The organism is Nocardia otitidiscaviarum NBRC 14405 (assembly GCF_000308635.1).
In the GTDB taxonomy this organism is placed as follows: Bacteria; Actinomycetota; Actinomycetes; order Mycobacteriales; family Mycobacteriaceae; genus Nocardia; species Nocardia otitidiscaviarum.
In genome coordinates this window covers 18,173-41,864 of the sequence record NZ_BAGD01000101.1, presented here as the reverse complement: position 1 = coordinate 41,864, position 23,692 = coordinate 18,173, and the positions used below count along the sequence as shown (strand labels likewise).

At 69.3% G+C, this 23,692-nt stretch carries 19 protein-coding genes; 4 read left to right on the top strand and 15 right to left on the bottom strand.

What is annotated here, in order from left to right; all coding sequences use genetic code 11:
• Positions 1-54: 54 nt before the first annotated feature.
• The 3 genes from ON31_RS22880 to ON31_RS22870 form a co-directional block, all read right to left on the bottom strand.
• Positions 55-1,188, bottom strand: a complete 1,134-nt coding sequence (locus ON31_RS22880; protein ID WP_039816683.1) for a ferredoxin reductase — start codon at positions 1,186-1,188, stop codon at positions 55-57.
• A gap of 202 nt (positions 1,189-1,390) precedes the next feature.
• Entirely contained in the window at positions 1,391-2,122 is a 732-nt protein-coding gene (locus ON31_RS22875) for a DUF6912 family protein (RefSeq protein WP_255222218.1), read from the bottom strand.
• Positions 2,106-3,527, bottom strand: coding sequence for a WS/DGAT/MGAT family O-acyltransferase (locus ON31_RS22870; protein ID WP_039816680.1), 1,422 nt, complete (start codon positions 3,525-3,527; stop codon positions 2,106-2,108). Before ON31_RS22870 ends, ON31_RS22875 begins: the two co-directional genes overlap by 17 nt.
• Before the next feature lie 440 nt (positions 3,528-3,967).
• Here ON31_RS22870 and secA point away from each other — a divergent pair, with 440 nt between their 5' ends.
• Positions 3,968-6,802, top strand: coding sequence for a preprotein translocase subunit SecA (secA, locus tag ON31_RS22865; protein ID WP_039816678.1), 2,835 nt, complete (start codon positions 3,968-3,970; stop codon positions 6,800-6,802).
• A 73-nt stretch (positions 6,803-6,875) separates the two neighbouring features.
• On the opposite strand, the gene ON31_RS22860 is transcribed toward secA, so the two are convergent.
• The gene (locus tag ON31_RS22860; RefSeq protein WP_039816676.1) at positions 6,876-7,499 is read right to left on the bottom strand and encodes a hypothetical protein; all 624 of its coding nucleotides are present in this window, start codon (positions 7,497-7,499) and stop codon (positions 6,876-6,878) included.
• A 68-nt stretch (positions 7,500-7,567) separates the two neighbouring features.
• Positions 7,568-8,776: an MFS transporter gene (locus ON31_RS22855; RefSeq protein WP_081592664.1), complete on the bottom strand. Its 1,209-nt coding sequence runs from the start codon at positions 8,774-8,776 to the stop codon at positions 7,568-7,570.
• Positions 8,777-8,875: 99 nt separating this feature from the next.
• On the opposite strand from ON31_RS22855, the gene ON31_RS22850 reads away from it, so the two are divergent.
• Positions 8,876-9,805, top strand: coding sequence for a LysR family transcriptional regulator (locus ON31_RS22850; RefSeq protein ID WP_051037628.1), 930 nt, complete (start codon positions 8,876-8,878; stop codon positions 9,803-9,805).
• Positions 9,806-9,945: 140 nt separating this feature from the next.
• Here ON31_RS22850 and helR read toward each other — a convergent pair whose 3' ends face one another.
• The 4 genes from helR to ON31_RS22830 all read right to left on the bottom strand — a co-directional run bounded on the left by helR (position 9,946) and on the right by ON31_RS22830 (position 15,272).
• Entirely contained in the window at positions 9,946-12,144 is a 2,199-nt protein-coding gene (gene helR, locus ON31_RS22845; protein WP_172544770.1) for an RNA polymerase recycling motor ATPase HelR, read from the bottom strand.
• Between the two features lie 141 nt (positions 12,145-12,285).
• The gene (locus ON31_RS22840) at positions 12,286-12,882 is read right to left on the bottom strand and encodes a dihydrofolate reductase family protein (protein ID WP_039816671.1); all 597 of its coding nucleotides are present in this window, start codon (positions 12,880-12,882) and stop codon (positions 12,286-12,288) included.
• Complete coding sequence (locus ON31_RS22835) at positions 12,879-13,697, bottom strand: metalloregulator ArsR/SmtB family transcription factor (RefSeq protein ID WP_039816669.1); 819 nt, start codon at positions 13,695-13,697, stop codon at positions 12,879-12,881. The genes ON31_RS22840 and ON31_RS22835 overlap by 4 nt, the downstream gene beginning before the upstream one ends.
• A gap of 33 nt (positions 13,698-13,730) precedes the next feature.
• On the bottom strand, positions 13,731-15,272 hold the full coding sequence (locus ON31_RS22830) for a sulfatase family protein (RefSeq protein WP_039816668.1): 1,542 nt from the start codon (positions 15,270-15,272) through the stop codon (positions 13,731-13,733).
• A 63-nt stretch (positions 15,273-15,335) separates the two neighbouring features.
• On the opposite strand from ON31_RS22830, the gene ON31_RS22825 reads away from it, so the two are divergent.
• Complete coding sequence (locus ON31_RS22825) at positions 15,336-15,968, top strand: TetR/AcrR family transcriptional regulator (protein WP_039816667.1); 633 nt, start codon at positions 15,336-15,338, stop codon at positions 15,966-15,968.
• A gap of 1 nt (position 15,969) precedes the next feature.
• Here ON31_RS22825 and rsgA read toward each other — a convergent pair whose 3' ends face one another.
• The 3 genes from rsgA to ON31_RS22810 form a co-directional block, all read right to left on the bottom strand.
• Entirely contained in the window at positions 15,970-16,974 is a 1,005-nt protein-coding gene (gene rsgA / locus ON31_RS22820; RefSeq protein ID WP_029931598.1) for a ribosome small subunit-dependent GTPase A, read from the bottom strand.
• The gene (gene aroA / locus ON31_RS22815) at positions 16,971-18,254 is read right to left on the bottom strand and encodes a 3-phosphoshikimate 1-carboxyvinyltransferase (protein ID WP_081592668.1); all 1,284 of its coding nucleotides are present in this window, start codon (positions 18,252-18,254) and stop codon (positions 16,971-16,973) included. The genes rsgA and aroA overlap by 4 nt, the downstream gene beginning before the upstream one ends.
• A gap of 97 nt (positions 18,255-18,351) precedes the next feature.
• The gene (locus ON31_RS22810; protein ID WP_039816665.1) at positions 18,352-19,860 is read right to left on the bottom strand and encodes an aldehyde dehydrogenase family protein; all 1,509 of its coding nucleotides are present in this window, start codon (positions 19,858-19,860) and stop codon (positions 18,352-18,354) included.
• Between the two features lie 146 nt (positions 19,861-20,006).
• On the opposite strand from ON31_RS22810, the gene ON31_RS22805 reads away from it, so the two are divergent.
• Complete coding sequence (locus ON31_RS22805; protein ID WP_051037634.1) at positions 20,007-20,768, top strand: SOS response-associated peptidase; 762 nt, start codon at positions 20,007-20,009, stop codon at positions 20,766-20,768.
• A 72-nt stretch (positions 20,769-20,840) separates the two neighbouring features.
• Here ON31_RS22805 and ON31_RS22800 read toward each other — a convergent pair whose 3' ends face one another.
• From ON31_RS22800 to ON31_RS22790, 3 genes are all read right to left on the bottom strand, one after another.
• Positions 20,841-21,152 carry a hypothetical protein gene (locus ON31_RS22800; protein ID WP_029931602.1) on the bottom strand — a complete coding sequence of 104 codons (312 nt, stop codon included), beginning with the start codon at positions 21,150-21,152 and terminating at the stop codon, positions 20,841-20,843.
• Positions 21,153-21,338: 186 nt separating this feature from the next.
• On the bottom strand, positions 21,339-23,036 hold the full coding sequence (locus ON31_RS22795) for an MDR family MFS transporter (RefSeq protein ID WP_039816662.1): 1,698 nt from the start codon (positions 23,034-23,036) through the stop codon (positions 21,339-21,341).
• Complete coding sequence (locus ON31_RS22790; protein WP_051037627.1) at positions 23,033-23,572, bottom strand: MarR family winged helix-turn-helix transcriptional regulator; 540 nt, start codon at positions 23,570-23,572, stop codon at positions 23,033-23,035. The genes ON31_RS22795 and ON31_RS22790 overlap by 4 nt, the downstream gene beginning before the upstream one ends.
• Between the last annotated feature and the right edge of the window lie 120 nt (positions 23,573-23,692).

The window sequence follows — 23,692 nt, the reverse complement described above, 5'->3', positions numbered from 1 at the left end:
ATCGCGCCGTGTCCGGCACCGTGCTCGACTGCCATCGAGGGTACAGGCGTCGGCTCACACATCCAGGGTGCAGTCGCCCGCGGCGGCGGAGATGCAGGTCTGCACCTTGTCCCCGGCGCGATGTTCGTTGCCGTTGCGCAGATCTCGGACATGACCATCGGTAATGGTCACCACGCAGGTCTGGCAGATGCCCATGCGGCAGCCGAACGGCATGCGCACGCCCGCGCCCTCACCGGCCTGAAGCAGACTGGTCGCCCCGTCGATCTCCACGCTGCGGCCGGTCTTGGCGAAGGTGACGGTGCCGCCCTCGCCGACCGCCGAGCGTTCGATCTCGAAGCGCTCCACATGCAGCCGCTCCCCGATACCGGCGGCGGCCCAGTGCTTTTCGGCGGAGTCCAGCATGGCGGCCGGGCCGCAGGCCCAGGTGTCGCGTTCGCACCAGTCCGGGACGCGCCGGTCCAGCTCGGCCAGGTCGAGCTTGCCGTGCTCACCGGTGAAATGCAGGTCGGCGGTGAAACTCGGGTGCCGCTCGTGCAATTCACGCAGTTCCTCGCCGAACATCACATCGTCGGGGGTGCGGGCGGAGTGCACGTGCACCACATCCGGCACCACCCCGCGACGGTCCATGGTGCGCAGCATGGCCATGACCGGAGTGATGCCCGAGCCCGCGGTGAGGAAAAGCACCTTGGCGGGCGGCGGCTCGGGCAGCACGAAGCCGCCCTGCGGCGCGGCCAGCCGCACCACGCTGCCGACCGGGACGCCCGACACCAGGTGGCTGGAGAGGAAACCCTCCGGCATGGCCTTGACCGCGATGGAGATGAGCCGCTTGGACCGATGGCCCGGATCGGTCCAATCCGGGGGACAGGTCAGCGAGTACGAGCGCCAGTGCCAGCGGCCGTTCACCAGGACGCCGATGCCGATGTACTGGCCCGGCTCGAACTTGAAGTCGAAACCCCAGCCCGGCTTGATCACCAGCGTGGCCGAATCGGCGGTCTCCTTGCGCACCTCCACGATGCGCCCGCGCAGCTCCCGCGCCGACCACAGCGGATTCACCAGGTGCAGGTAGTCGTCCGGCAGCAGCGGCGTGGTGATGCGGGCCGCGGCCCCGCGCAGCGCCTCCATCCGGGTGCGCCCCGCCGGACCGTGTTCGGCGACCGGAGCCTCCAACCACTCCCGCAGCCCTCGCATACCCCCAACTTTCAAACCCATGATCGCGGACGCTCTTCCTCGTCATCGTGTGCGCTGCTCGAGCGCTGTGCTTCTCCCGCGGCCGACCTCGTTGCCACCGCCGCGGCGCAATCGGCGCGCATCCGCACGCCTCCGCCGCCAAGGTTACGGCATCGTAGGTTACGGTGCCGTCGCCGCCGAGGGAAGAGGTCTCTCGTCAGCGCTACAGCAGGTCCAGCAGGAACGGCAGTTCCTGGGTGGCGTACCAGGCCAGTTGGTGGTCCTCGGCGTCGCCGAGCACGAATTCGGCGTCCGGATCGCCCATATCGGCGGCGTCGATGACATCCACCGCCTTGGCCACGGCGGGTTCGGCCTCCACCAGGTCCAGATGCACGGAGGCGACGCGGTTCCAGGTGATGGGGCCGCTCAGCCGCACCACCGCGTCGTCGAGGTCCGGGCGCAGGGTCGCGCCCTCCACATCGGCTGCGACGACGGCACGGCGGTAGACCGGGCGGTGTGAGACGTCGGTCGGGGCGGGGCCGTCGGCGGTCGCCGGATCCAGCACAGCCTCGGCGTCATCCCCGCCGTCGGTGTCCGCCGAGTCGCCGGTGTCGTCCGTCCGGGCCGCGACATCACCGGCATCGTCCGTGGCACCGGACCCGCCGGCCGCGTCACCGTCGTCCCCGGTGCCGTGCAGTTCGTCCGCGGCCCGGTCGTCGGCGAGCAGTCGCAGCGAGGCGCGCGCGGCCTCGCCCATGGCGACCTCCGCCAGCTCCTCGTCATCGCCGGAGGCGTACGCCTCGCGCAGGGCTGGGGTGACCGCGAAGGCGGTGTCGTTCACCGCCCGCAGCTCCCGCTCGGTCACCAGCTCCCGCAGCATGGCCACGGTGACGGGTACGTAGACCCGTAGCTTCCCGGATACGGCGCGGTGGGACGACTCACTGGACGCAGGCACCGAGCATCTCCTCCATCGACTCGTGCACCGACGCGGTCAGCACCGCGATATCGGCCATCGCGTCGCGATCGGCATTGAGCCCGTAGAACACGCGCCCGTCGTAGGACGTGATCCCGATGCTCAGCGCCTGATAGCGCAGCAATGGTGATACCGGATACATCTCCAGCATCCGCGCGCCGCCGATGTACATCGGCCGCTGCGGACCCGGCGCGTTGGTGATCACCAGATTGAACGTGTGTTCTGCGAACGTACTCGCTGCCCGCACGCTCATAGCATGCAGGCTCGCCGGGGCGAATCCGGCCATGTGCACCAGGGTCCGCGCGCGCACGCCGTGCTGATGCTTGGTGTGCACCTCGGTGGCGTGCCTGAGGTGCGAGAGCCGGATGACCGGATTCGGTTCGCCGACCGGCAGATCCACCAGCAGCGAGGTCACCCGACCGGCCGGTTTCAGCTGCCCGTCGGGTCCCTCGGAGTACACGCTCATCGGCACCACGGCCCGCAACGCCGAGGATTCGGTGAGCACCTCGCCGCGCGAGAGCAGCCAGTTGCGCAGCGCGCCGGTGACCACCGAGAGGACCACATCGTTGATGGAGCAGTCGAATCTGCGGCGGATCTTGCGGTAGTCCTCCAGATCGGTGCGCGCCACCTCGAACCGTCGATTGCGCGAGGTCCGGGTATTGAGCGGACTGTCGGCGAAGCCGACCGCGGCGGCGCGCACCATGGACACCATCTTCTTCACGGCCTTGCCGGTGGCGTCGACGAAGGCGAACGCCTCCGCGCCCTGGTGGCGGAGGACATCGAACGCCTCCCGCGGCTGGGTGGCCAGGTGCAGGATCGCGCCGATCAGCAGTTCCAGGTCGGCGGGTTCGCGATGCGGGGTCCAGGCGTCGTCGGCGAGTTCGCGGGGCGCGGCGGAGGAGTCCAGGATCACATGCCCGATCTCCAATGCGGCGTCACCGTCCACCAGTGCCGAATGCGTTTTGGTGAAGACCGCGCAGCGTCCCCCGGCCAACCCCTCGACCAGGTACATCTCCCACAGCGGCCGGGTGTGGTCGAGCGGATGGGAGGCCAGCCGGGCGACCAGATCGTGCAACTGCGCGTCGGTCCCGGGTTCCGGCAGCGCCGAGCGGCGGATGTGATAGGTGATGTCGAACCCGGCGTCGTCCACCCAGACCGGACGGCCCAGCGCGAACGGGATCTCGCGGACCTTGCGCCGGTAGCGGGGGACCAGCGGCAGGCGGGCCTCCACCAGTTCGACGAGCCGGTCGTAATCCAGCGGCCGCCTACCGGAGTTCCCGGTGGAGCCGGGATTTCGCAGAATCGCGAGAGAGCCGATGTGCATCGGGTTACTACTCGATTCGAGCCGATAGAACGACGCGTCCTGCGGCGTCAGTCTGGTGATCACGCTGCCCGCTACTCCCTGCTTTTCCCTGCCGACCGCACTCATCCTGCCGCTCCGGTCGGCGGTATGTGTGCCGGTTCTGTGCGCAAGCGATCCGGATCACTGGGGAAATCGGGCGTCGATGCCCGGCCCCCTGCGCCGTCGCCGAACCCCTCTCGAGTGCGCGAGCACGCGCACCCACGCGACGGACGCTCACCATCCTACGCCAAGGCCGGTGAAACAGGTTCTGCGCCAAAACGATTCGCTGAGTAATAGCTGAAGTCGGGAAATCGCCCCGCGGCCGCCCCGGGCGAGCGCCGCGGTCGCCGCCCGGTCACCCGCTCGCGCACTTCAGCGCATACGATCGGGACAGCATTACCATGGGGTTTGGCCGTGCATCCGCGCGGCCCGAAACCCTCCGGGGAATCAAGACCGACACACCTACCAGAGGACTGACTGAGCCCGTGCCTGCGCTGACACTTTCGAGGTTGCTACGGATTGGTGAGGGTCGCACGGTCAAGCGGCTGTCGCATCTGGCGGACGAGGTCATCGCCCTCGACGAGGAATTCGAGGCCCTCGGCGACGCCGAGCTGCGCGCCAAGACCGACGAGTTCAAACAGCGCTACGCCGACGGGGAAACCCTCGACGAACTGCTGTTGGAAGCGTTCGCGGTGGCCCGCGAGGCGTCCTGGCGCGTGCTCAACCAGAAGCACTACAAGGTGCAGATCATGGGTGGCGCGGCCCTGCACATCGGCAATATCGCCGAGATGAAGACCGGTGAGGGCAAGACCCTCACCTGTGTGCTGCCCGCCTACCTCAACGCCATCAGCGGCGAGGGCGTGCACGTGGTCACGGTCAACGACTACCTGGCCCGGCGCGACGCCGAGTGGATGGGCCGCGTGCACCGCTTCCTCGGCCTCGAGGTCGGCGTGATCCTGTCGGGCATGACCCCGGCCGAGCGCCGCGCGGCCTACGCCGCGGACATCACCTACGGCACCAACAACGAGTTCGGCTTCGACTACCTGCGCGACAACATGACCCACTCGCTGGACGATCTGGTCCAGCGCGGGCACAACTTCGCCGTGGTCGACGAGGTCGACTCCATCCTCATCGACGAGGCCCGCACCCCGCTCATCATCTCGGGCCCGGCCGACGCCTCCTCGAAGTGGTACGCGGAGTTCGCCCGCATCGCGCCGCTGCTCAAGAAGGACCTGCACTACGAGGTCGACATCAAGAAGCGCACCATCGGCGTGCACGAGGCGGGCGTCGAATTCGTCGAGGATCAGCTCGGCATCGACAACCTGTACGAGGCGGCCAACTCGCCGCTGGTCAGCTACCTGAACAACGCCATCAAGGCCAAGGAGCTGTACACCAAGGACAAGGACTACATCGTCCGCAACGGCGAAGTGATCATCGTCGACGAGTTCACCGGCCGCATCCTGGTGGGCCGCCGCTACAACGAGGGCATGCACCAGGCCATCGAGGCCAAGGAGGGCGTGGAGATCCAGCCCGAGAACCAGACCCTCGCCACCATCACGCTGCAGAACTACTTCCGCCTCTACGACAAGCTCTCCGGCATGACCGGTACCGCCGAGACCGAGGCGGCCGAGCTGCACCAGATCTACAACCTCGGCGTGGTGCCGATCCCCACCAACAAGCCGATGGTCCGCAAGGATCAGGCCGACCTCATCTACAAGACCGAGGAGTCCAAGTACGCCGCGGTCGCCGACGACATCGCCGAGAAGCACGAGGCGGGTCAGCCGGTGCTGGTCGGCACCACCTCGGTGGAGCGCTCGGAGTACCTGTCCAAGCTGCTGACCAAGCGCGGCATCCCGCACAACGTGCTCAATGCCAAGTTCCACGAGCAGGAAGCCACCATCATCGCCGAGGCCGGGCGGCCCGGCGCGGTCACCGTCGCCACCAATATGGCCGGTCGCGGTACCGATATCGTGCTCGGCGGCAACCCGGACATCATCGCCGACATCCTGCTGCGCAAGCAGGGCCTGGACCCGGTGGAGACTCCGGACGAGTACGAGGCCGCCTGGCACGGCACCCTCGAACGGGTCAAGCAGCAGACCGAGGCGGATGCCGAGGCGGTGCGCGAGGCCGGCGGGCTGTACGTGCTCGGCACCGAGCGCCACGAGTCGCGGCGTATCGACAACCAGCTGCGCGGCCGCTCCGGCCGTCAGGGCGACCCGGGCGAGTCCCGCTTCTACCTGTCGCTGGGCGACGAGCTCATGCGACGCTTCAACGGCGCGGCGCTGGAGTCGATCATGACCCGGCTCAACCTGCCCGACGACGTGCCGATCGAGGCCAAGATGGTCTCGCGGGCCATCAAGTCGGCGCAGACCCAGGTCGAGCAGCAGAACTTCGAGATCCGCAAGAACGTCCTCAAGTACGACGAGGTCATGAACCAGCAGCGCACGGTGATCTACGCCGAGCGTGCCCGCATCCTCGAGGGTGAGGATATGGAGGGCCAGGTGCAGGAGATGATCACCGACGTCATCACCGACTACGTGAACGCGGCCACCGCCGAGGGCTATGTCGAGGACTGGGATCTGGACAAGCTCTGGACGGCCCTGAAGACGCTCTACCCGATCAGCATCGACTACCGCGATCTAACCGGTGAGTCCGAGCACGGCGAGGTCGGCGACCTGGACCGCGACGAACTGCTGGACGCCATCCTCGACGACGCGCACACCGCCTACGAGAAGCGCGAAGCCGAGATCGACGGCCTCGCGGGCGAGGGCAGCATGCGCAATCTGGAACGCCAGGTGCTGCTGAGCGTGCTGGACCGCAAGTGGCGCGAACACCTCTACGAGATGGACTACCTCAAGGAGGGCATCGGCCTGCGCGCCATGGCGCAGCGCGATCCGCTGGTCGAGTACCAGCGCGAGGGCTTCGACATGTTCACCGCCATGCTCGACGGTCTGAAGGAGGAGTCGGTCGGCTTCCTGTTCAACCTCCAGGTCGAGGTGCAGGCGCCGCAGCCCGCCGGTGTGAACGTGGCGCCGGGCCTGCAGTCGCCGGTCGGCTCCCGTCCGCAGCCCGTCGAACAGCCCGCCCCGGCCGCCAACGGCGCTCCGGCGGCGCTGCGCGCCAAGGGTATCGACGACTCCGCCGGATCCCGTGCGTTCAGCTACTCCGGTCCGGACGAGGGCGGCCACGCGGCCGTCCACAGCGATGCCGAGGAATACGGGCACGCCGCGACCACCACCGGCACCCGCCGGGAGCGCCGCGAGGCCGCCCGGGCCGCGAGCAAGCACGACAAGGCCCCGAAGTCCAAGCGCCGCCGCTGATTCCACCGATGACGAGGGCGTCCGAGCCGCGGCTCGGACGCCCTCGTCGGCTATCGGATCGACGCCGCGCGGGTCAGTTGTAGACCGCGCCGAAGGACGGGACCGAGATGGTGCCCAGCTGGTACTGGTAGCCGTCGGGGTGGGCGTCGCTGACGGGGACCGACCAGCGGTGCCAGAGGCTGCCGTACACGGCGGCGACGATCAGACCCGGCCCCGGATCGAGGACGGCGGTGCGGATGGTGGTGTCCACCGGAATGTCCTGGTGTTCGGTCAGGACGTTGGTGCCGCTGCGGCCATTGGACAGATTGATCCACACCACTTCGAGTTTGGCGCCGCCTTGATCGGGCGCGATGGTGCCCGGGCCGCCGAAGAAGCCGAAGCGGAAGCCGTCGATGCCGAGCGCGATGCCCGAACCGTAGACGCCGGGGCCGTTGCCACGGCCGATATCCGACTGTGCCGGAATCTGGAACGGCTGGGCGGGCAGCGCCACCTCGGTGGCGGACTGTCCGGATGCGAGCAGGCGGTCCACGGCCTGTTCGGCGGCGGGATTCCCGGCCGCCGCGGTGCGCAGTTCGGTGACCGCCGTGGTCCAGTCGAGTTCCGGTGCGGCGGTGGCGGGGCCGTTCGCGATACCGATGATCGCCGCGGTGGCCGCGATGGTGACGCTGATACGACGAGTGAAGCGGGTGCTACGCATAATCGGATCTCCTCGGATTGTGCTGTACCGCATACCTATCGGTCCCTATCGAAACATCGCGGGCGCGGTCAGGGTCGAGGACTCGCCGGGGCGTGGCCCGTTGCCGCCGCGAGTAGTGCGGCGAATCCGAACAAACCGCCCACAACCATGGCCGCCGCCACGCCGAGGCGATCAGTCACCAGTCCGCCGAGCAGCGCGCCCGCCGCGATGGCCGCATTGAAGACCGCGACGAACAACGCCGATACGCTCTCCCGCGCCGTGGGATCCGCGGCCGCCAACCACAGCTGGGCGCTCACCGAGACGCCGCCGTACGCCAGCCCCCACACCGCCACCAGCAGCACCGCGGCGGGCAGCGCCGCACCCAGCACCGGCAGCAGCGACACCGTCGCGCCGAGTGTCGTGGCGATGACCATCAGGGTGCGGCGCGGGGACCGGGCCGCCAGTGCGCCTGAGGCGAAATTGCCCAGGACGCCGGTGATTCCGTAGACCAGCAGCAGTGTCGACACCAGGCTCGCGCCCGCGTGCGCCCGGCTCTCCAGCACCGGGCGGATATAGGTGTAGGCCGCGAAATGCCCGGTCACCAGGAAGGCGATCACCACCAAACCGGTGCGCACCCGCGGAATTCGCGCCCGGCCCAGTGCGGCGCGCAGCGAAACCGCCTGTTCGGCGGGCAGTTTCGGCAGGCAGGCCAGCATGGCCGCGCCGACCAGCAGCCCCAGGCCCGCGACCACAGCGAAGGCCGCCCGCCACCCGGCGACCGCCCCGATGAACGTCCCCGCCGGAACGCCGAGCACCGAGGCCACCGCGACACCGCTGAACACCAGCGCGGTGGCGGACCCCACCGACCTCGGCGGCACCAGACGCACGGCCAGTCCCGCCGCGATCGCCCAGACCCCACCCATGCCGACCCCGACCAGTACGCGCGCCGCGATCAGCGCGACCGGACCCGGGGCCCATGCGGTGCCGAGATTGCCCAGCAGCACCACCGCCATGAGCGCCGCCAGCATGGTGCGCCGATCGAACCGCCCGCCCCACGCGGTCAGCAGCGGCGCCGAGACGGCGGCGACCAGGCCGGTCACGGTCAGCGACAGTCCGGCGGTGCCGGCGCTGATGCGCAGCGCCTCGCTCATCGGCGTCAGCAGTCCCACCGGCAGCATCTCCGAGGTGACCACCGTGAAGGTGCCCCCGGCCAGGGCGGCCACCCCGGCCCAATACCGCGGCTGGGCCGAATTGCACTGGGCTACAGCTGTCTTCGCGACTTCCTCGACATGCTCCATGGCTCCAGCCAACTGCCCGCGACGGCCGGGAACAACGGCGAAGTGCTCACGGTTCCATGAGCCGGGCTAATGAATCGTCGGCGAGGGTCGGGAGAACATATGGGCAGCCTGGACGTCCGGGAACTCGAGGCATTCCTGGCCCTGGCCGACGAGCTGCACTTCGGCCGCGCCGGTGCCCGGCTCTACCTGTCGCAGAGCCGGGTGAGCCAATTGCTGCGCTCACTCGAACAGCGGGTCGGCGCCACCCTGGTGGAGCGCACCAGCCGCCGGGTGCGGCTGACCCCGCTCGGTGTCGCGTTCCTGGCCGAACTGCGGCCCGCGTACACGGCCCTGCACGCCGCCCTCGACACCGTCCGCGCCGCCGCCCGCGGCATGTCGGGCACGGTGCGCCTCGGCTTCCAGGGGGCGACAAACGAACATCTGGTGAGCGCCATCGCGCTGTTCACCACCCGCTACCCGGACTGCGCCATCGAGCTCACCGAGATTCCGCTGTCGGACCCTTTCGGGGCGGTGTACCGGCACGAGGTCGACGCCGCGGTCGTCCTGCTTCCGGTGCGTGAGCCCGAAATCGTGCTCGGACAGGTGTTCTCGCCGCAGGCGGTGTCGGTGGCGGTGCCCAGCGGCCATCCGTTCACCCGCCGCGCCCGCGTCGCGGTCGAGGATCTGGCCGCGACCGCGCTGATCGGCGTGCGCGGCCCGGCCCCGGACTACTGGCGTGCGGTCCAGGCCCCGACCACCACGCCGACCGGCCGCCCGATACCCCGGGGCCCGGCGGTGGGCACCCTGGAGGAGGGCCTGGCCCTGGTGTCGGCCGGTCGCGGCGCGCTGCTGCTGTGCGATTCCACCGCCGAATACCACGGCCGCCGCCCCGTGCGGTACGTCCCGGTCACCGGCCTGCCCCCGTCCCGGCTCGGCCTGATCTGGCACCGCGACCGCGAAACCGCGCGCCTACAAGCCTTCTCGCAGGCGCTGGCCGCCACGGCACCAGCGGATACCGCAGCGGATCGACCCGCCCCGCCTGCGCCCTGACCGCCAGCGTGTCCGCCGCGCTCGTCACAGCGGCCGCCGCCCTCCGCCATCATCCGGTGTCTTTCCCGGCAACGACACTCGCAGGGTGTCACCCCGCGCGGTCGATCCGCGAACCGGGTGGGCGAACCCGGCCTGACGGATCAGGCCGGACGCGCCGTGGGGACGGGTGCCACGGTCGCGGTCAGACCGTCCAGGGCGCGCGGGAGGGGCTCGAGGTGCAGGATGGCGAGGCGCTGGGTCGCGCGGGTGAGGGCGACGTAGAGTTCGGCCGCGCCGCGCGGGCCGTCGGCCAGGATGCGTTCGGGTTCCACCACCAGCACGGCGTCGAATTCCAGACCCTTGGTTTCCGATGCCGGTACCGCGCCGGGTGTTCCGGGCGGGCCGATCACCACGCTGGTGCCTTCCCTGTCGGCCTCGGCACGCGTGAATTCCGCGATGGCGGTAGGCAGTTCGTCCGCGGTGACCCGCCGGGACCAGGGCCGCACCCCGCAGGCGCGGACCGACTCCGGCGGCCGGATGTCCGGGGCGAACTCGGCGAGTACGGCAGCGGCCACCGTCATGATCTCCGCCGGGGTGCGGTAGTTCACCGACAGCGACCGGTACGCCCAGCGGCCGGGCACATACGGTTCCAGCATCGCGCCCCAGGATCTCGCCCCGGCCGCCGACCGGCGCTGGGCGAGATCGCCGACGACCGTGAACGACCGGCTCGGGCACCGCCGCATGAGCACCCGCCAGTCCAGCTCGGACAATTCCTGCGCCTCGTCGACCACGATGTGCCGGTAGGTCCAATCCCGGTCCGCGGCAGCACGTTCGGCGAGTTCGCGGGTGTCGCGCTCGAGAAAGCGCTCGGCCAGGTCCTCGGCGTAGAGCAGGTCCTGGGCGAACAGATGGTCCTCGTCGTCCATCATGTCCTCACGCCCGACCATGAGATCCAGGACGCCCGCGGCGTATTCGGTCTGCGCCCGGCGTTCCCGCTCGGCGGCGGCCTGCTCGGCGGAGCGGTCGTGGCCCAGCAGATCGACCAGCTCGTCGAGCAGCGGGACATCCGACACCGTCCACGCCTCCCCGTCGGCGCGCCACAGCGTCGGGTCCGCGCCCGCCGCCCGCAGCCGCTCGGGGGAGGTGTACAGCTGCGCCAGCAGCTGCTGCGGGGTGAGCGTCGGCCACAGCTCGTCCACCGCCGCGCCGAAGCGCTCGTCGCGCGCCAGCTCCGCGCGCAGGTCGCCGCGCATCTGCTCCCACGCCTCGCGATCGTCGCGGGTCAGCCAGCCGTCGCCGATCCGTCCGAGCGCCCGTTCGGTGAGCGCCCAGGTGAGCACATCCAGGAACACCGCCCGCGCCTCGTTGTGCGGCAGTCCGCTCGCGCGCGCCTCGTCACGGGCCCACTCCGCGATATCGCGCCCGATCCGCACCGTGACATCGGCGAGCCGGATGGGCATCGGCTCCTCGGGCAGCCGCTGCCGATCCGCGACCGCCGCCGCGAGCACGTCGAGCATGCGCAGCGCGCCCTTGCGCCGGGCGACCTCCGGCGCGTCCTCGGCGGTGACGTGCAGTCCGGGCACGAAGTCGCCGGTCGTCATGAACACCACACTGGATTCGCCCAGCGACGGCAGCACCCGGTCGATGTGATTCAGGAACGCCGGATTGGGGCCGACCACCAGCACCCCGTGGCGTTCCAGCTGCTGCCGCTGCGTGTACAGCAGATACGCCACCCGGTGCAGCGCCACCACGGTCTTGCCGGTCCCCGGGCCGCCCTCGATCACCAGCACGCCCGGATGGTCGAGCCGGATGATCTCGTCCTGCTCGGCCTGGATGGTGGCGACGATATCGCGCATGCCCGCACCGCGCGGCGCGTTCACCGCCGCCAGTAGCGCGGCATCGCCGCGCGCATCCCCACCGGGACGGCCGAAGACGTCATCGGTGAAGTCGAGCACCTGCCGTCCGCGCGTGTGGAATCGGCGACGGCGGCGCATGTTCTCCGGATGCGCGGCGGTGGCCACATAGAACGCCCGCGCCGCCGGCGCCCGCCAATCCAGCAGGAGCGGCTCGAATGCGTCGTCCTCGTCGTAGATGCCGATCCGGCCGACATAGGTGCTCTCGCCCGACAGCGCGTCCATCCGGCCGAAGCACAGCCCGTTGTCGGCCACGTCCAGCCGCGTCGCCTCCCGGGCCAGCGTGCGTACCTCGACATCCCGGTCCACGGCCGCACCGGCGTGCGACCGCAACGCCGCGCCGTAGCGGCCCCGCACCCGCGCCCGCTCGGCGTCGAGGCGTGCGTACAGCCCGGCCACGTACTCCTGCTCGGACCGCAGCTCGGCCCCGAACTCCTGCACAGACACACGCCCTCACTTCCCGTGGCCCGATGTACCCGAGCGGAACATTTCCGCAGGTTCCGGCCACGGCCAGCGATTGTGCGCCATCCCCGGGGCCTTGCCGCAAGCCCCGGGGTCCGCTATAAGTTGAAAGTGGAAAGGAGTTCTCTACTCCGCCACGCGGTCGTAGATCACCGCCATCACACCCGATTCGCCGGTCTCCTGGAATGTCAGCTTCCACTTCGACGACGGCAGGCCGTCGTCGAACAGCCGCTGCCCGCCCCCGGCGATCTGCGGGCAGATCACCAGATACAGCCGATCGAGCAGATTCGCGGCGAGTAGTGGCTTGATCACGCTCGGACTGGTGTTGACGAGAATCTCGCCGGTGCCTTCCGTCTTCAATTCCGTGATGACGTCGGCGGTCGGGGCGTTCATCACGCGGGTGCGGTCCCACGGCGCGTCGTCCAGCGTGCTGGAGAGGACGACCTTGTCGGTGTCGACCAGCCACTTCGCGTAGCCGCGGTCGCGCGGATCGGCGTTCTCGTCGGCGGCGACCGAGGGCCAGTAGCCCAGGAAGCCTTCGGCATTGCCGCGGCCGAGCACCGCCGTGGTGGCGTTCTCGCACATGCGTGACATCTGGTCGCGGGCGACGTCGGTGCCCGCATAGGGGACGATCGCGCTCAGGTCGCCGGGTCCGCCGGGGCCGCTGTAGCGCCCGTCGAGGGTGAGGCTGATGTTGGCGGTCACGATACGGGTGGTGCTCATGGCTGTACTTCCTTCGCGAGTCGGGTGGCGATGGTGTCGGCGAGCGTGCCGAGCACCTGGTTCCAGCCGGTTTCGATACCGGCGATGTAGGGGGCGGCCGCGACGGCCGTATCGGTGAGGCTGAGATGGAGTCGCAGGCGGGTGCCGTCCGCGACCTCGGTGAGGGTCAGGTCGTAGTGGCCGGTGAAGGAGATCGCACCGGTGTCGTCCAGGACCGACAGCTCGAAGACGAGGTGTTCGGGAGCGTTGGCCGCCGCCACCCGACCCGTGGAGCGGTAGTGCCGACCCTCGGCGTCGCGGTAGTCGAGGACGGTGCGCCCGCCCGGCCTCGGCTCCAGCACGCATTCGGCGACGGTCAGTGACGGTGGAACCCACCAGGAGCCGAGCAGTTCGGCGTCGGTCCAGTACCGCCAGACCAGGTCGCGGGGCGCGGCGAGGGTGCGTTCGAAGTCGAAGTCGCGCCCGTCGGCCCACCGATCCCGCTGTGCGGCAAGGGTTTCCGTGTCGATCGCGGTGCGGTAGTGGGCCAGCGCCGCGCGGTCGTCGGAGTGTGCCGCCGCGGTGTCGGCCAGGTCCAGTAGGCGCTGTGCCAGCCCGCGCAGCGGCGGGGAGTCGAGGGCGTAGACACGCCGCTGCCCGAGCGGGAACACCGTGACGAGGCCCGCCCGGGCGAGGGTTTGCAGGTGTTTCGTGGTCTGCGGCTGCCGCAGACCGGTCAGCTGAGCCAGCTCACCGACGGATCGTGGCCGCTCGGCGAGGAGTTCGACCATGCGCCAGCGAGCCGCGTCCCCGAGTGCCGATGCGATCTGATCCATGACCAGAAGTATTCACTCGAGAGAATATTCTTGTCAAGGAATATCTTTGTGCAGTTCCTGGGCGATGAGGGCGTCCACGAGTTCGTTCAATTCGTCGACCAGTGCCGACGCGCCGCCGCCGTAGGCCAGATTGCGCAGCTCCAGCGGATCCGCCACGCGGTCGTAGAGCTCGTACTCGAAGGCGGTGCGGGGGCCGTCGATCCGGTCGGGTGTGGAGTAGCGGGCGAAGCTGTAGCGGGGCGTGATCGTGCCCCGCAGGCAGTACCGGCTGTCGGGCGGTTGTCCGCCACTGGATTTCGCGTCCGAGGTCAGCAGCAGCGCGTCGCGCACGGTGCCCGACGGGTCGGTCAGCAGCGGAGTCAGGTCACGGCCGGGTCCCGTTGCCGCGCTGCCGATTCCGGCCAGCGCCGCCAGGGTCGGCACCAGATCGACATGGGAGGAGAGCGCCTGCGTGCTGCTGCCGTGCGTGGCGGGGCGGCGCGGATCGGCGATGACCAGTGGCACGCGATTGTTCTCGCGGTAGATCATCGCGCCCTTCTGGCGCAGCCCGTGCGCGCCGCCGAGTTCGCCGTGGTCGGCCACCCGTACCACCACGGTGTCGGCGGCAGCCCCGCCGTGCTCCAGGGCGTCGAGCACCCGACCGGTCAATTCGTCGGTGCGGCGCAGCAATTCGAGGTACCAGTTGCCCCACCGCCGCCACTGTTGCCGGGCGGCGGGGGAGTCAACCTCGGTCGGCATCACCCCGCCCACCAGGTCGTTGAGGCCGCGCCAGGTGCTCTGCACGCGCGGTTTGGTGGAGAGGTCGGATTCGAAGTTCGGCGGCACCTCCGCGCCGTGATCCGGCACGTCCTCGAGGCGGTAGAAGCGTGGGCAGAACATCATGTCGTGCGGATTCACCATGCTCACCACGCACAGCCACGGCTTGCTGTCGCCGCCGTGCCGGTGCAGCCAGTCGGTGGCATGGGCGACGACCACCGGATCCTCGTGCAGGCCCGCGTTCGGGCCGCCGCCGTCCAGGATTTCGATGGCCTCGTCGAATCCGTACGCGGACAAGGCCGTCGGCTCCGGTCCCACGGAGCCGGAGAGATGCCATTTGCCGATGTACGCGGTGTGGTAGCCGCCATCTCGGAGCAGGGTGCCGAGGGTGGGGATGGCGGTGTCGAGATCGGGATTCCAGGTCTGCACCGCGCCGAGCACGGCACCCAGCAGATCCTCACTGCCCTGCACATTGTCTTTGACGCCGCTCGCCGGGGCGTGCAGTCCGGTGAAGACGGCCGAGCGCGCGGGCGAGCACGGAGCGGTGGGGGTGTGGTGCATGGCGAATCGCACGCCCCGGGCCGTCAGCCGGTCACTGGCGGGCAGCGTGAACCCCTGGGGCAGAACCACATCCGCTCGTTCCTGATCGGTCATGACCACCAGGATGTTGGGCCGGTCCGGCGGTGCCGCCTGTGCCGCGGGTGCGAGCGCGCCCCGCAGTATCGGCACCGCGGCGGGGGCGGCGGCCAGCATGGCGAGCATGCGGCGGCGATCCAGCCGGGTGGTGGTCACGGGCGGTTCGGAGCTGTGTGCGGACATGGCGCATCCCTTGCTTGAATAGTCTGCTTGAATAGTCGCTGCTACTCGAATAGCGTTCACTATGTGAATGACGACGCCAACGTAGCACGGAAGCGCCTGAGCCGCGCGGACGCCAAGGCCCGCACCCGAGAACTCCTGCTCGACGCGGCGGAACAGGTGTTCGCGCGCAAGGGTTTCGCCGGAGCGTCCGTGGAAGAGATCGCCGAGACGGCGGGCTATTCGATCGGCGCGGTCTATTCGAACTTCGGCAGCAAGGACAAACTCTTCACCGAACTGCTCTCCAGTCGCGCCGGGGGCCGCGTCCAACAGGCCGCGCGACTGCTCGCCGACGGTGACGACGCGAATCCGCTCGCCGCCCTGGGCCAACTGCTGGTCGCCGTGGCCGACAAAGACCGCGACTGGGCACCCCTGCAGGCCGAATTCTGGCTCTACGCCATCCGCAATCCGGACGCCATGGACGCCCTCGCCGCCCAGCTGCGTCGCCCGCTCGACGGCCTGACCGCCCTGCTGACCGGCGAACTCGCCGAGCGCGGCCTCCAGGACCGGGTACCCGCCGATATGCTCGCCACCATCGTGTTCGCCCTGTTCCGCGGGCTCGTGCAGCAGCGGCGTCTCGACCCCGCCTCGGTATCCGACGAGACCTTCGCCCAGGCGCTGCGCTGGCTGCTCGCCGGAATCGACACGGCCCCAGACTGATTCAGCCGGACTGGCCGCGGAACCAGGGATCGTTGGAGTTGAGCGCGGTGAGCAGCAGCCGGATGGCGGCCACCCGGCGCTGGGTGCCGGGCAGCTGATCCAGGGCGCATTCGGGATCGGCGGGCGGGCCCAGATGGGTGCAGCCGCGCGGACAGTCCTCGATGGCCTCGGAGAGGTCGGAGAACGCCTTGATGACGTCGTCCGGGGTGATGTGCGCCAGGCCGAAGGAGCGCAGGCCGGGAGTGTCGACGACCCACCCGCCGTCCGGCAGCGGCAGCGCCACCGACTGGGTGGAGGTGTGGCGTCCCTTGCCCACGCCGGACACCGTGCCGGTGGCTCGATCCGCGTCCGGGACGAGGCGATTCACCAGCGTCGACTTACCCACGCCGGAGTGGCCGATGAAGGCGGTGAGCTTGTCGTGCAACAGCTCTCGCACCGGGTCGAGCGGATCCTCGATTCCACCGTAGATGATCGTGAGATCCAAATCCTCGAAGGCGGCCGCGAATTCGGACTCCGCCACCAGATCGTGCTTGGTCAGGCACAGAATCGGTTGCAGCCCACCGACATACGCGGCCACCATGGCGCGCTCGACGAAGCCGGTGCGGGGCGGCGGATCGGCCAGCGCCACCACGATGAACAGCTGTTCGGCATTGGCCACCACCACTCGTTCGAACGGATCGGTGTCATCGGCGGTGCGGCGCAATACCGTCGAACGGTCGGCCACGCGGACGATGCGGGCGAGGGTATCCGGCTTGCCGGAGAGATCGCCGACCACATCCACCTGATCGCCCACCACGATCGGGGTGCGCCCGAGCTCGCGGGCGCGCATGGCCACGATGAGCCGCTCCGGATCACCGTCGAGCACACAGCCCCACCGGCCGCGGTCGACCGAGACGACCATGGCCGGTGCGGCATCCAGATGCCGGGGCCGAGTCTTGGTGCGGGGACGGGAACCCTTGCCCGGGCGCACCCGGACATCGGATTCGTCGTACTCGCGCCGCCTCAGCGGACCACTCCCGAGTCGGCCAGCATGCCCTCCCAGAGGGTCACGAAGTTCGGCAGGGTCTTGGCGGTGGTGCCGATGTCCTCGATCTCGATACCGGGCACGGCGAGGCCGAGAATCGCTCCGGCCGTGGCCATCCGGTGATCGGCGTAGGAATGCCAGACGCCGCCGGAGAGCGGGGTGGGATCGATGATCAGGCCGTCCTCGGTCTCGGTGACCTTGCCGCCGAGCCGGTTGATCTCGGTGGACAGCGCCGCCAGCCGATCGGTTTCGTGTCCACGCAGATGCGCGATGCCGCGCAGCCGCGACGGCGAATCCGCCAGCGCGGCCAGCGCCGCCACGGTCGGGGTCAGCTCGCCGACATCGTGCAGATCGATGTCGATGCCCGCCAGCCGATCCGGGCCGTGCACGATCAGGGTGCTGTCGTAGAAGCGGGCCTCCGCGCCCATCCGCACCAGGATCTCGCGGATCACGTCACCCGCCTGCGTGGTCAGCCGCGGCCAGTGCGGAATGCTCACCTCGCCGCCGGTCACGGCCGCCGCCGCCAGGAACGGGGTGGCATTGGACAGATCCGGTTCCACCTCCCAGTCCACCGCGCGAATGGGACCGGGCGCCACCGTCCAGGTCTGCGGTCGGCGCGGATCCTCGGGCGCGGCCACCCGCACATCGGCCTGCCGCAGCATCTGCACGGTCATCTCGATATGCGGCATGGACGGCAGCGGCGCGCCCCGGTGATGCACGGTGATGCCCTGCTCGAACCGGGCCGCGGACAGCAGCAGCCCGGAGACGAACTGCGAGGACCCCGAGGCGTCGATGGTGACCGGCCCGCCGCGCAGCGTTCCGGTGCCGTGCACCACGAAAGGCAGTGCGCTGCCGTCGATGTCGACGCCCAGCGTGCGCAGCGCGTCGAGAATCGTCCCCAGCGGCCGCACCCGCGCCTGCTCGTCCCCGTCGAAGGCCACGTCCCCACGCGCCAGCGCCGCCACCGGCGGCAGGAACCGCATGATCGTCCCCGCCAGCCCGCAGTCCACCGTCGCGGATCCGAGCTCGGCGGCGGGCGTCACCGTCAGCGTGTCACCGTCCCCCTCGATTCCCACGCCCAAGGCCCGCAGCGCGCCGATCATGAGGTTGGTGTCCCGGCTGCGCAGCGCACCGGTGATGGTGGACGGCCGATCCGCCAGCGCGGCGAGGATCAGGGCACGGTTGGTGATGGATTTCGATCCGGGCAGGGTCACGGTCGCTTGTACGGGGACATCGACATGGGGCGCGGGCCAGAAAGTCACCCCCACATCTTCGCATCCCGCAGCGTATCCGCCGCTCCGCGTCTCGATGTCGGCCCTCGGGGGCCGACATCGAGCGACCGGTTGGCAGTGGTCGGCGCTACTTGTGGCGGCCGTGGAGGAAGGGGACCAGTTTGCGGAGGAGTTTCATGGTGCGGTCGGTGCGGCTGTAGGAGAGCAGGGCCATGCCGGGGATGGTGAAGCGCTGCACCGCGATGGAGTGCGGGCGGGTGAATTCCAGCATGCCGGGCGCGCCGTGGATGCGGCCGATGCCGGAGTCACCGACGCCGCCGAAGGGCAGGGCGGCGATGGCGGCGAAGCCGAGCACCGAGTTCACCGAGGTGCAGCCCACGGACAGGCGGCGGGCGATCTCGAGGCCCTGCTTCTTGGAGTAGACCGCCGAGCCCAGGCCGTACTTGTTGTTGTTGGTGAGCTTGATGGCCTCGTCGACGCCGTTGACCGTCTTGATGGTGACGGTCGGGCCGAAGGTCTCCTCACAGACGGCGTCGGAGGATTCGTCGGCGTCCACGATGACGACCGGCGCGATGTAGGGACCCTGGACCGACTCCGGCCCGCCCAGCACCGCCTTGCCACCGTTCTTCAACGCGTCCTCGATATGGCGGCGCACGATATCGATCTGCGCGGGCATGGTCATCGGCCCGTAGGACGCCTTGTCGTCGGAGCCGGGCTTGATCTCGGTGAGAATGCGCTTCACCTCGGCGACGAACTCGTCGGCAATGGACCTGTCCACGTACACGCGCTCGACACCGGCGCAGGTCTGGCCGCTGTTGGCGGTCGCGCCCCAGGCCACGGCATCGGCGGCGGCCTTGATGTCGGCGTCGGCGGCCACGATCACCGCGTCCTTGCCGCCGCACTCCAGCAGCACCGGGGTCAGCGTCTCGGCCGCCGCGGCCATGATCTTCTTGCCGGTGGCGGTGGAACCGGTGAAGGCGATCTTGTCGACCCCGGCCCGCACCAGCGCCGCACCGGTCGCGCCGTAGCCGTTGACCGTGGTGAACACGCCGTCCGGCAGTTCCGGATTGGCCTCGGCGAAGGCGGCGGCGAAGAAGTTGCCGATACCGGTGGAGAACTCACTCGGCTTGAACACCACCGTGTTTCCGGCCGCCAGCGCGTACGCGATGGAGCCGTTCGGGGTGTACACCGGGTAGTTCCACGGACCGATGACGCCGATCACGCCGAGCGGACGCTGCTCCAGATGCGCGGAGAAGTTCGCCATGAGCGCGCCGGGGGAGACCTTCTTGGCCTTGAGCACCTTCTCGGCGTTCTTGGCCGCCCAGGAGATGTGCTCGAGCGCCAGCATGAGTTCGAGGAAGGCGTCGTCGCGCGGCTTGCCGTTCTCCGCGTGGATGAGTTCGCACAGCGCATCGGACTTCTCGACCAGTTTGCTGGTCCAACGCAGCAGGTATTTCTTGCGCTCGTCGTAGGTGAGCGTGCCCCAGGTGGCGGCGGCGGTACGGGCCTTGGCGACCGCCGCCCGCACGGCGTCCTCATCGTCGATCCGGTACGTGGCCAGCGTTTCGCCGGTGGCCGGGTTGACGGATGTCAGTGATTCGTCCCGCTCGGTGACGGCGGTTTCGGTAGTAGACATGATGTGCGGCGATCCCTTGGTGAGAATGTGATGGGGAGAACGTCTCACACCCGTCAACTGAAGTCAATTGCCATCAGTTACGTGTGCCACATCCACGGTACGCCGATGCCCGTCATCTGTCGGTGCCCGATGGCAGCATGGTCCACATGTGCGGTAGGTACGCGACTACGACGAATCCGGCGTCGCTGGCCGTCGAGCTCGACGCCATCGACGAAACCGACGACACCGGAACCCCCAACTACAACGTGGCCCCCACGAATCAGGTGGTCACGGTGGTGGAGCGGCACGACCGCGAACATCCGGAGGAAGCCGCCCGACTACGCGTCCGGATGATGCGCTGGGGCCTGATTCCGCCGTGGACCAAGGCCGCCGAGCCGGGCGTGCCCGCCAAGGGCAAGCCGCTGTTCAACGCCCGCGCCGACAAGGCCGCCACCACCGCCTCGTTCCGCGACGCGGTGAAGAAGCGGCGCTGCCTGGTGCCCATGGACGGCTGGTACGAGTGGGTCACCGACGTGAACGAGCAGGGCAAGGCCGTCAAACGGCCCTTCTTCATGTCGCGTGCCGACGGTGAGCGGCTCTATATGGCGGGCCTGTGGTCGGTCTGGCGCGACCGCGAGGTGCGGGATTCCGAACCACTGCTCTCCTGCACCATCCTGACCACCGACGCGGTCGGCGACCTCACCGAGATCCACGACCGCATGCCGCTGCCCATGCCGCGCGCGCACTGGGATGCCTGGCTGGACCCGGACCATCCGGCCCCCGCGGAACTCCTGGAAACGCCCGCCCCGCAAGACATCGCGGACATCATCGCGCGGCCGGTGCCCATGCTGGTGAACAGCGTGAAGAACAACGGCCCGGAACTGCTGGGCCGGGTGGACGAGCAGGCCGGGCAGACCAGCCTGCTCTAGCGGGCCCGGAAACCCGGCGCAGACAACTGTGCCCGCCGCGGGACGCGACGGGCACGATGCTCGATACGGCCATCAGACCTTGCACTTGACCGAGTCCAGCGCGAAGGAGATGCCGCATTTGGCCACGCCCGCGATGGTGTCGATGACCTTGGTGGCCAAGCCGCCGCCCAGGTTCTCGGCCTTCTCGATGTTCTTGTCCTTCTTCGGCTCCCCGGACGGGCCGGGATCGCTGCCGAGCGGGTAGTTCGGATTCGCCGGGGCGGTCAGCACCAGCCCGGGCGCCGCGTGCGCGGTGGCGGCGGTTGCCAATCCGGGACCCACGACGAGGACCGCCGCGCCACAGACGGCGATCCCGACGGTGCGTACACGCTGACGGGGGGACATACCGCATCACATCCTCGGGTCGAACGACTGTTGTCGGTGAACTGCGGAACTGCGAGCGCGTCCTCAAGTAACGCACATATCCGGCGCGAACCCGAGGATCCGCGCCGGACGCGTCGTATTATGCCCTGGACTCGGCCGCGGGCGTGGCCTCGTCCGTCGATGTGCGTGTCCGGCCGATGTGCGCGGCTAGGCGATGGTCTTGGCGGCCGCCGTGACCTCCGCCTCGGTCCGTTCGGCCTCGGTGCGCGCCTGGATGCCGCCCGCCGTGCGCAGCGGCACCTCCTTCCAGAACGCCACCAGCAGCAGCGCGATCACCGACACCCCGGCGGCCACCAGGAACACGGTGTCCATGGCATCGGCGAATCCGGCCTTGAACGGTGCGGCCAGGGTCGGATCCAGCTGCTGGATGATCGAGCTGTCCTGCATGACCTCACCCGCCGCCGAGTGATCCTGCCGGGCCAGCCCGGTGGCCAGCGCCCGGTCGGCCGGATTGTCGCTGCGCGCACCGGCTACCACCGCGGCCTGGAATTCCGGCCGCGCCGACGCCGCCCGCAGCTCATCGGAGATGTTCGGGGTGAGCTGCGAGAACAGAATGGACAGGAAGACCGCCACGCCGAGCGTGCCGCCGATCTGCCGGAAGAAGGTCGCCGCCGCGGTGGAGACGCCCATATCCTTCGGCGGCAGTGCGTTCTGCAGGGCCAGCATCAGCGGCTGCATGAGATTGCCCAGGCCCAGACCGGTGATCGCCATGAAGACCATGACCACCCACAGCTCGGTATCGGCGGACACGAGGTGCAGCAGGAACATGCCCAGTGTCACCAGCACAGCGCCGATGGGCGGGAACCAGCGGTAGCGCCCGGTGCGCGAGATGAGCTGCCCGGAGATGATCGAGGCCGTCATCATGCCCAGCACCAGCGGCAGCATCTGCATGCCCGCCAGCGTCGGACTGGAGCCCTGCACCACCTGGAGGTACTGCGGCAGCAGCGTGATGCCGCCGAACATGGCCATGCCGACCACGAAGGAGATCACCACACCCAAGGCGAAGGTGGAGTTCTTGAAGGTGCGCAGCGGAATCAGCGCGGCATCGCCCTGCCGGGCCTCCACCGCGATGAAGCCCAGGATGCCGAGTGCGCCGATGAGGTAGCAGGCCAGGGAACCCCCACTGCTCCAACCCCATTCGCGGCCCTGCTCGGCCACCACCAGCAGCGGCACGATGCCGATGGCGAGCATGAGCACGCCGAACCAGTCGACCGGCACCCTGGACCGTTCCACCTTGGGCAGCCGCAGCACCCGCGACACCACGGCCAGCGCCACCAGGCCGATCGGCACGTTCACCAGGAACACCCAGCGCCAGCCGGTGATGCCGAGAATCTCGTTCTGCCCGGAGATGAGGCCGCCCAGCACCGGCCCCACCACGCTGGAGGTGCCGAAGACGGCCAGGAAGTAGCCCTGGTAGCGGGCGCGTTCCCGGGGGCTGACGATATCGCCGAGGATGGTGAGCGCCAGCGACATCAACCCGCCCGCGCCCAGGCCCTGGAATGCCCGCGCCGCCGCGAGCTGGTACATCGACTGGGCGAGGGTGCACATGAGCGAGCCCGCGATGAACAGGGTGATGGCCGCCAGGTAGAAGGGCTTGCGCCCGTACATGTCCGAGAGCTTGCCGTAGAGCGGCGTGGCCAGCGTGGCGGTGATCAGGTAGGCGGTGGTCACCCACGCCTGGAGCGAATACCCCTGTAGGTCATCGGCGATGGTGCGGATGGAGGTGGAGACGATGGTCTGGTCCAGCGCACCCAGCAGCATGCCGAGCATGAGCCCGCTGAGGATGGTGAGGATCTGTCTGTGGGTGAAACCCGCGGAGTTCGGTGTGTCGGTGGTGGCTGTCACGAATGTCTCTCTGCCGCTTGGGAAGTCGGGAAAAGGCTGGTGAGCAGGGCGCTGCGGGTGGTTTCGTAGTCGTCCACGAAGCGCCGCAGCAGCGCGGCGAAGGTCTCGCGGTCCGCGCTGGTCCAGTCGGCCAGCATGAGTCGCAGCGACTGATTGCGCCGGGCGCGGATCTCGGCTGCGACCGCGCGTCCGGCGTCGGTGACGGACAGGACGCTGACGCGCCCGTCGGCGGGATCGGCGCGGCGTTCCAGGAAACCGCGCTTCACCAGAGTGGCGACCTGCCGGCTGACGGTGGAGGCGTCGGAGTAGAGCGTTTCGGCCAGTGTGCCCGAGCGCATCGGTCCCTGGCAGATCAGCTGGAACAGGATGGCGAAGGCGGCCGGTTCCACCTCGCCGTCGCTGGCGACGGCGATCTGCGCATTGGTGCGCTCGCGCAGGCGGTGCAGGCGGATGAGCTGCCGGGCGACATCGTCGATGAGCGCCTCGGGGATATCGGCTGACGGCGCGTCCACGCCGGGAGCCGGGGATGCGGGCATATTTCGGCACACCTCCTTTGCTTGGGCTGTACAACTATTTGTATCAGACAACTAGTTGTAGAAAGCAAATATGTGGGAAGATCCATTCCCGCCCGGCGCGGGCGTGGATTCGAAGGGGAG

Coding starts and splice junctions, on each gene's coding strand:
- ON31_RS22860 (WP_039816676.1), bottom strand. CDS start 7,499: ATGCGTAGCACCCGCTTCACTCGTCGTATCAGCGTCACCATCGCGGCC.
- ON31_RS22880 (WP_039816683.1), bottom strand. CDS start 1,188: ATGCGAGGGCTGCGGGAGTGGTTGGAGGCTCCGGTCGCCGAACACGGT.
- ON31_RS22835 (WP_039816669.1), bottom strand. CDS start 13,697: ATGGATCAGATCGCATCGGCACTCGGGGACGCGGCTCGCTGGCGCATG.
- ON31_RS22805 (WP_051037634.1), top strand. CDS start 20,007: ATGTGCGGTAGGTACGCGACTACGACGAATCCGGCGTCGCTGGCCGTC.
- ON31_RS22830 (WP_039816668.1), bottom strand. CDS start 15,272: ATGTCCGCACACAGCTCCGAACCGCCCGTGACCACCACCCGGCTGGAT.
- ON31_RS22790 (WP_051037627.1), bottom strand. CDS start 23,572: ATGCCCGCATCCCCGGCTCCCGGCGTGGACGCGCCGTCAGCCGATATC.
- ON31_RS22800 (WP_029931602.1), bottom strand. CDS start 21,152: ATGTCCCCCCGTCAGCGTGTACGCACCGTCGGGATCGCCGTCTGTGGC.
- ON31_RS22840 (WP_039816671.1), bottom strand. CDS start 12,882: ATGAGCACCACCCGTATCGTGACCGCCAACATCAGCCTCACCCTCGAC.
- ON31_RS22855 (WP_081592664.1), bottom strand. CDS start 8,776: ATGGAGCATGTCGAGGAAGTCGCGAAGACAGCTGTAGCCCAGTGCAAT.
- ON31_RS22850 (WP_051037628.1), top strand. CDS start 8,876: ATGGGCAGCCTGGACGTCCGGGAACTCGAGGCATTCCTGGCCCTGGCC.
- ON31_RS22810 (WP_039816665.1), bottom strand. CDS start 19,860: ATGTCTACTACCGAAACCGCCGTCACCGAGCGGGACGAATCACTGACA.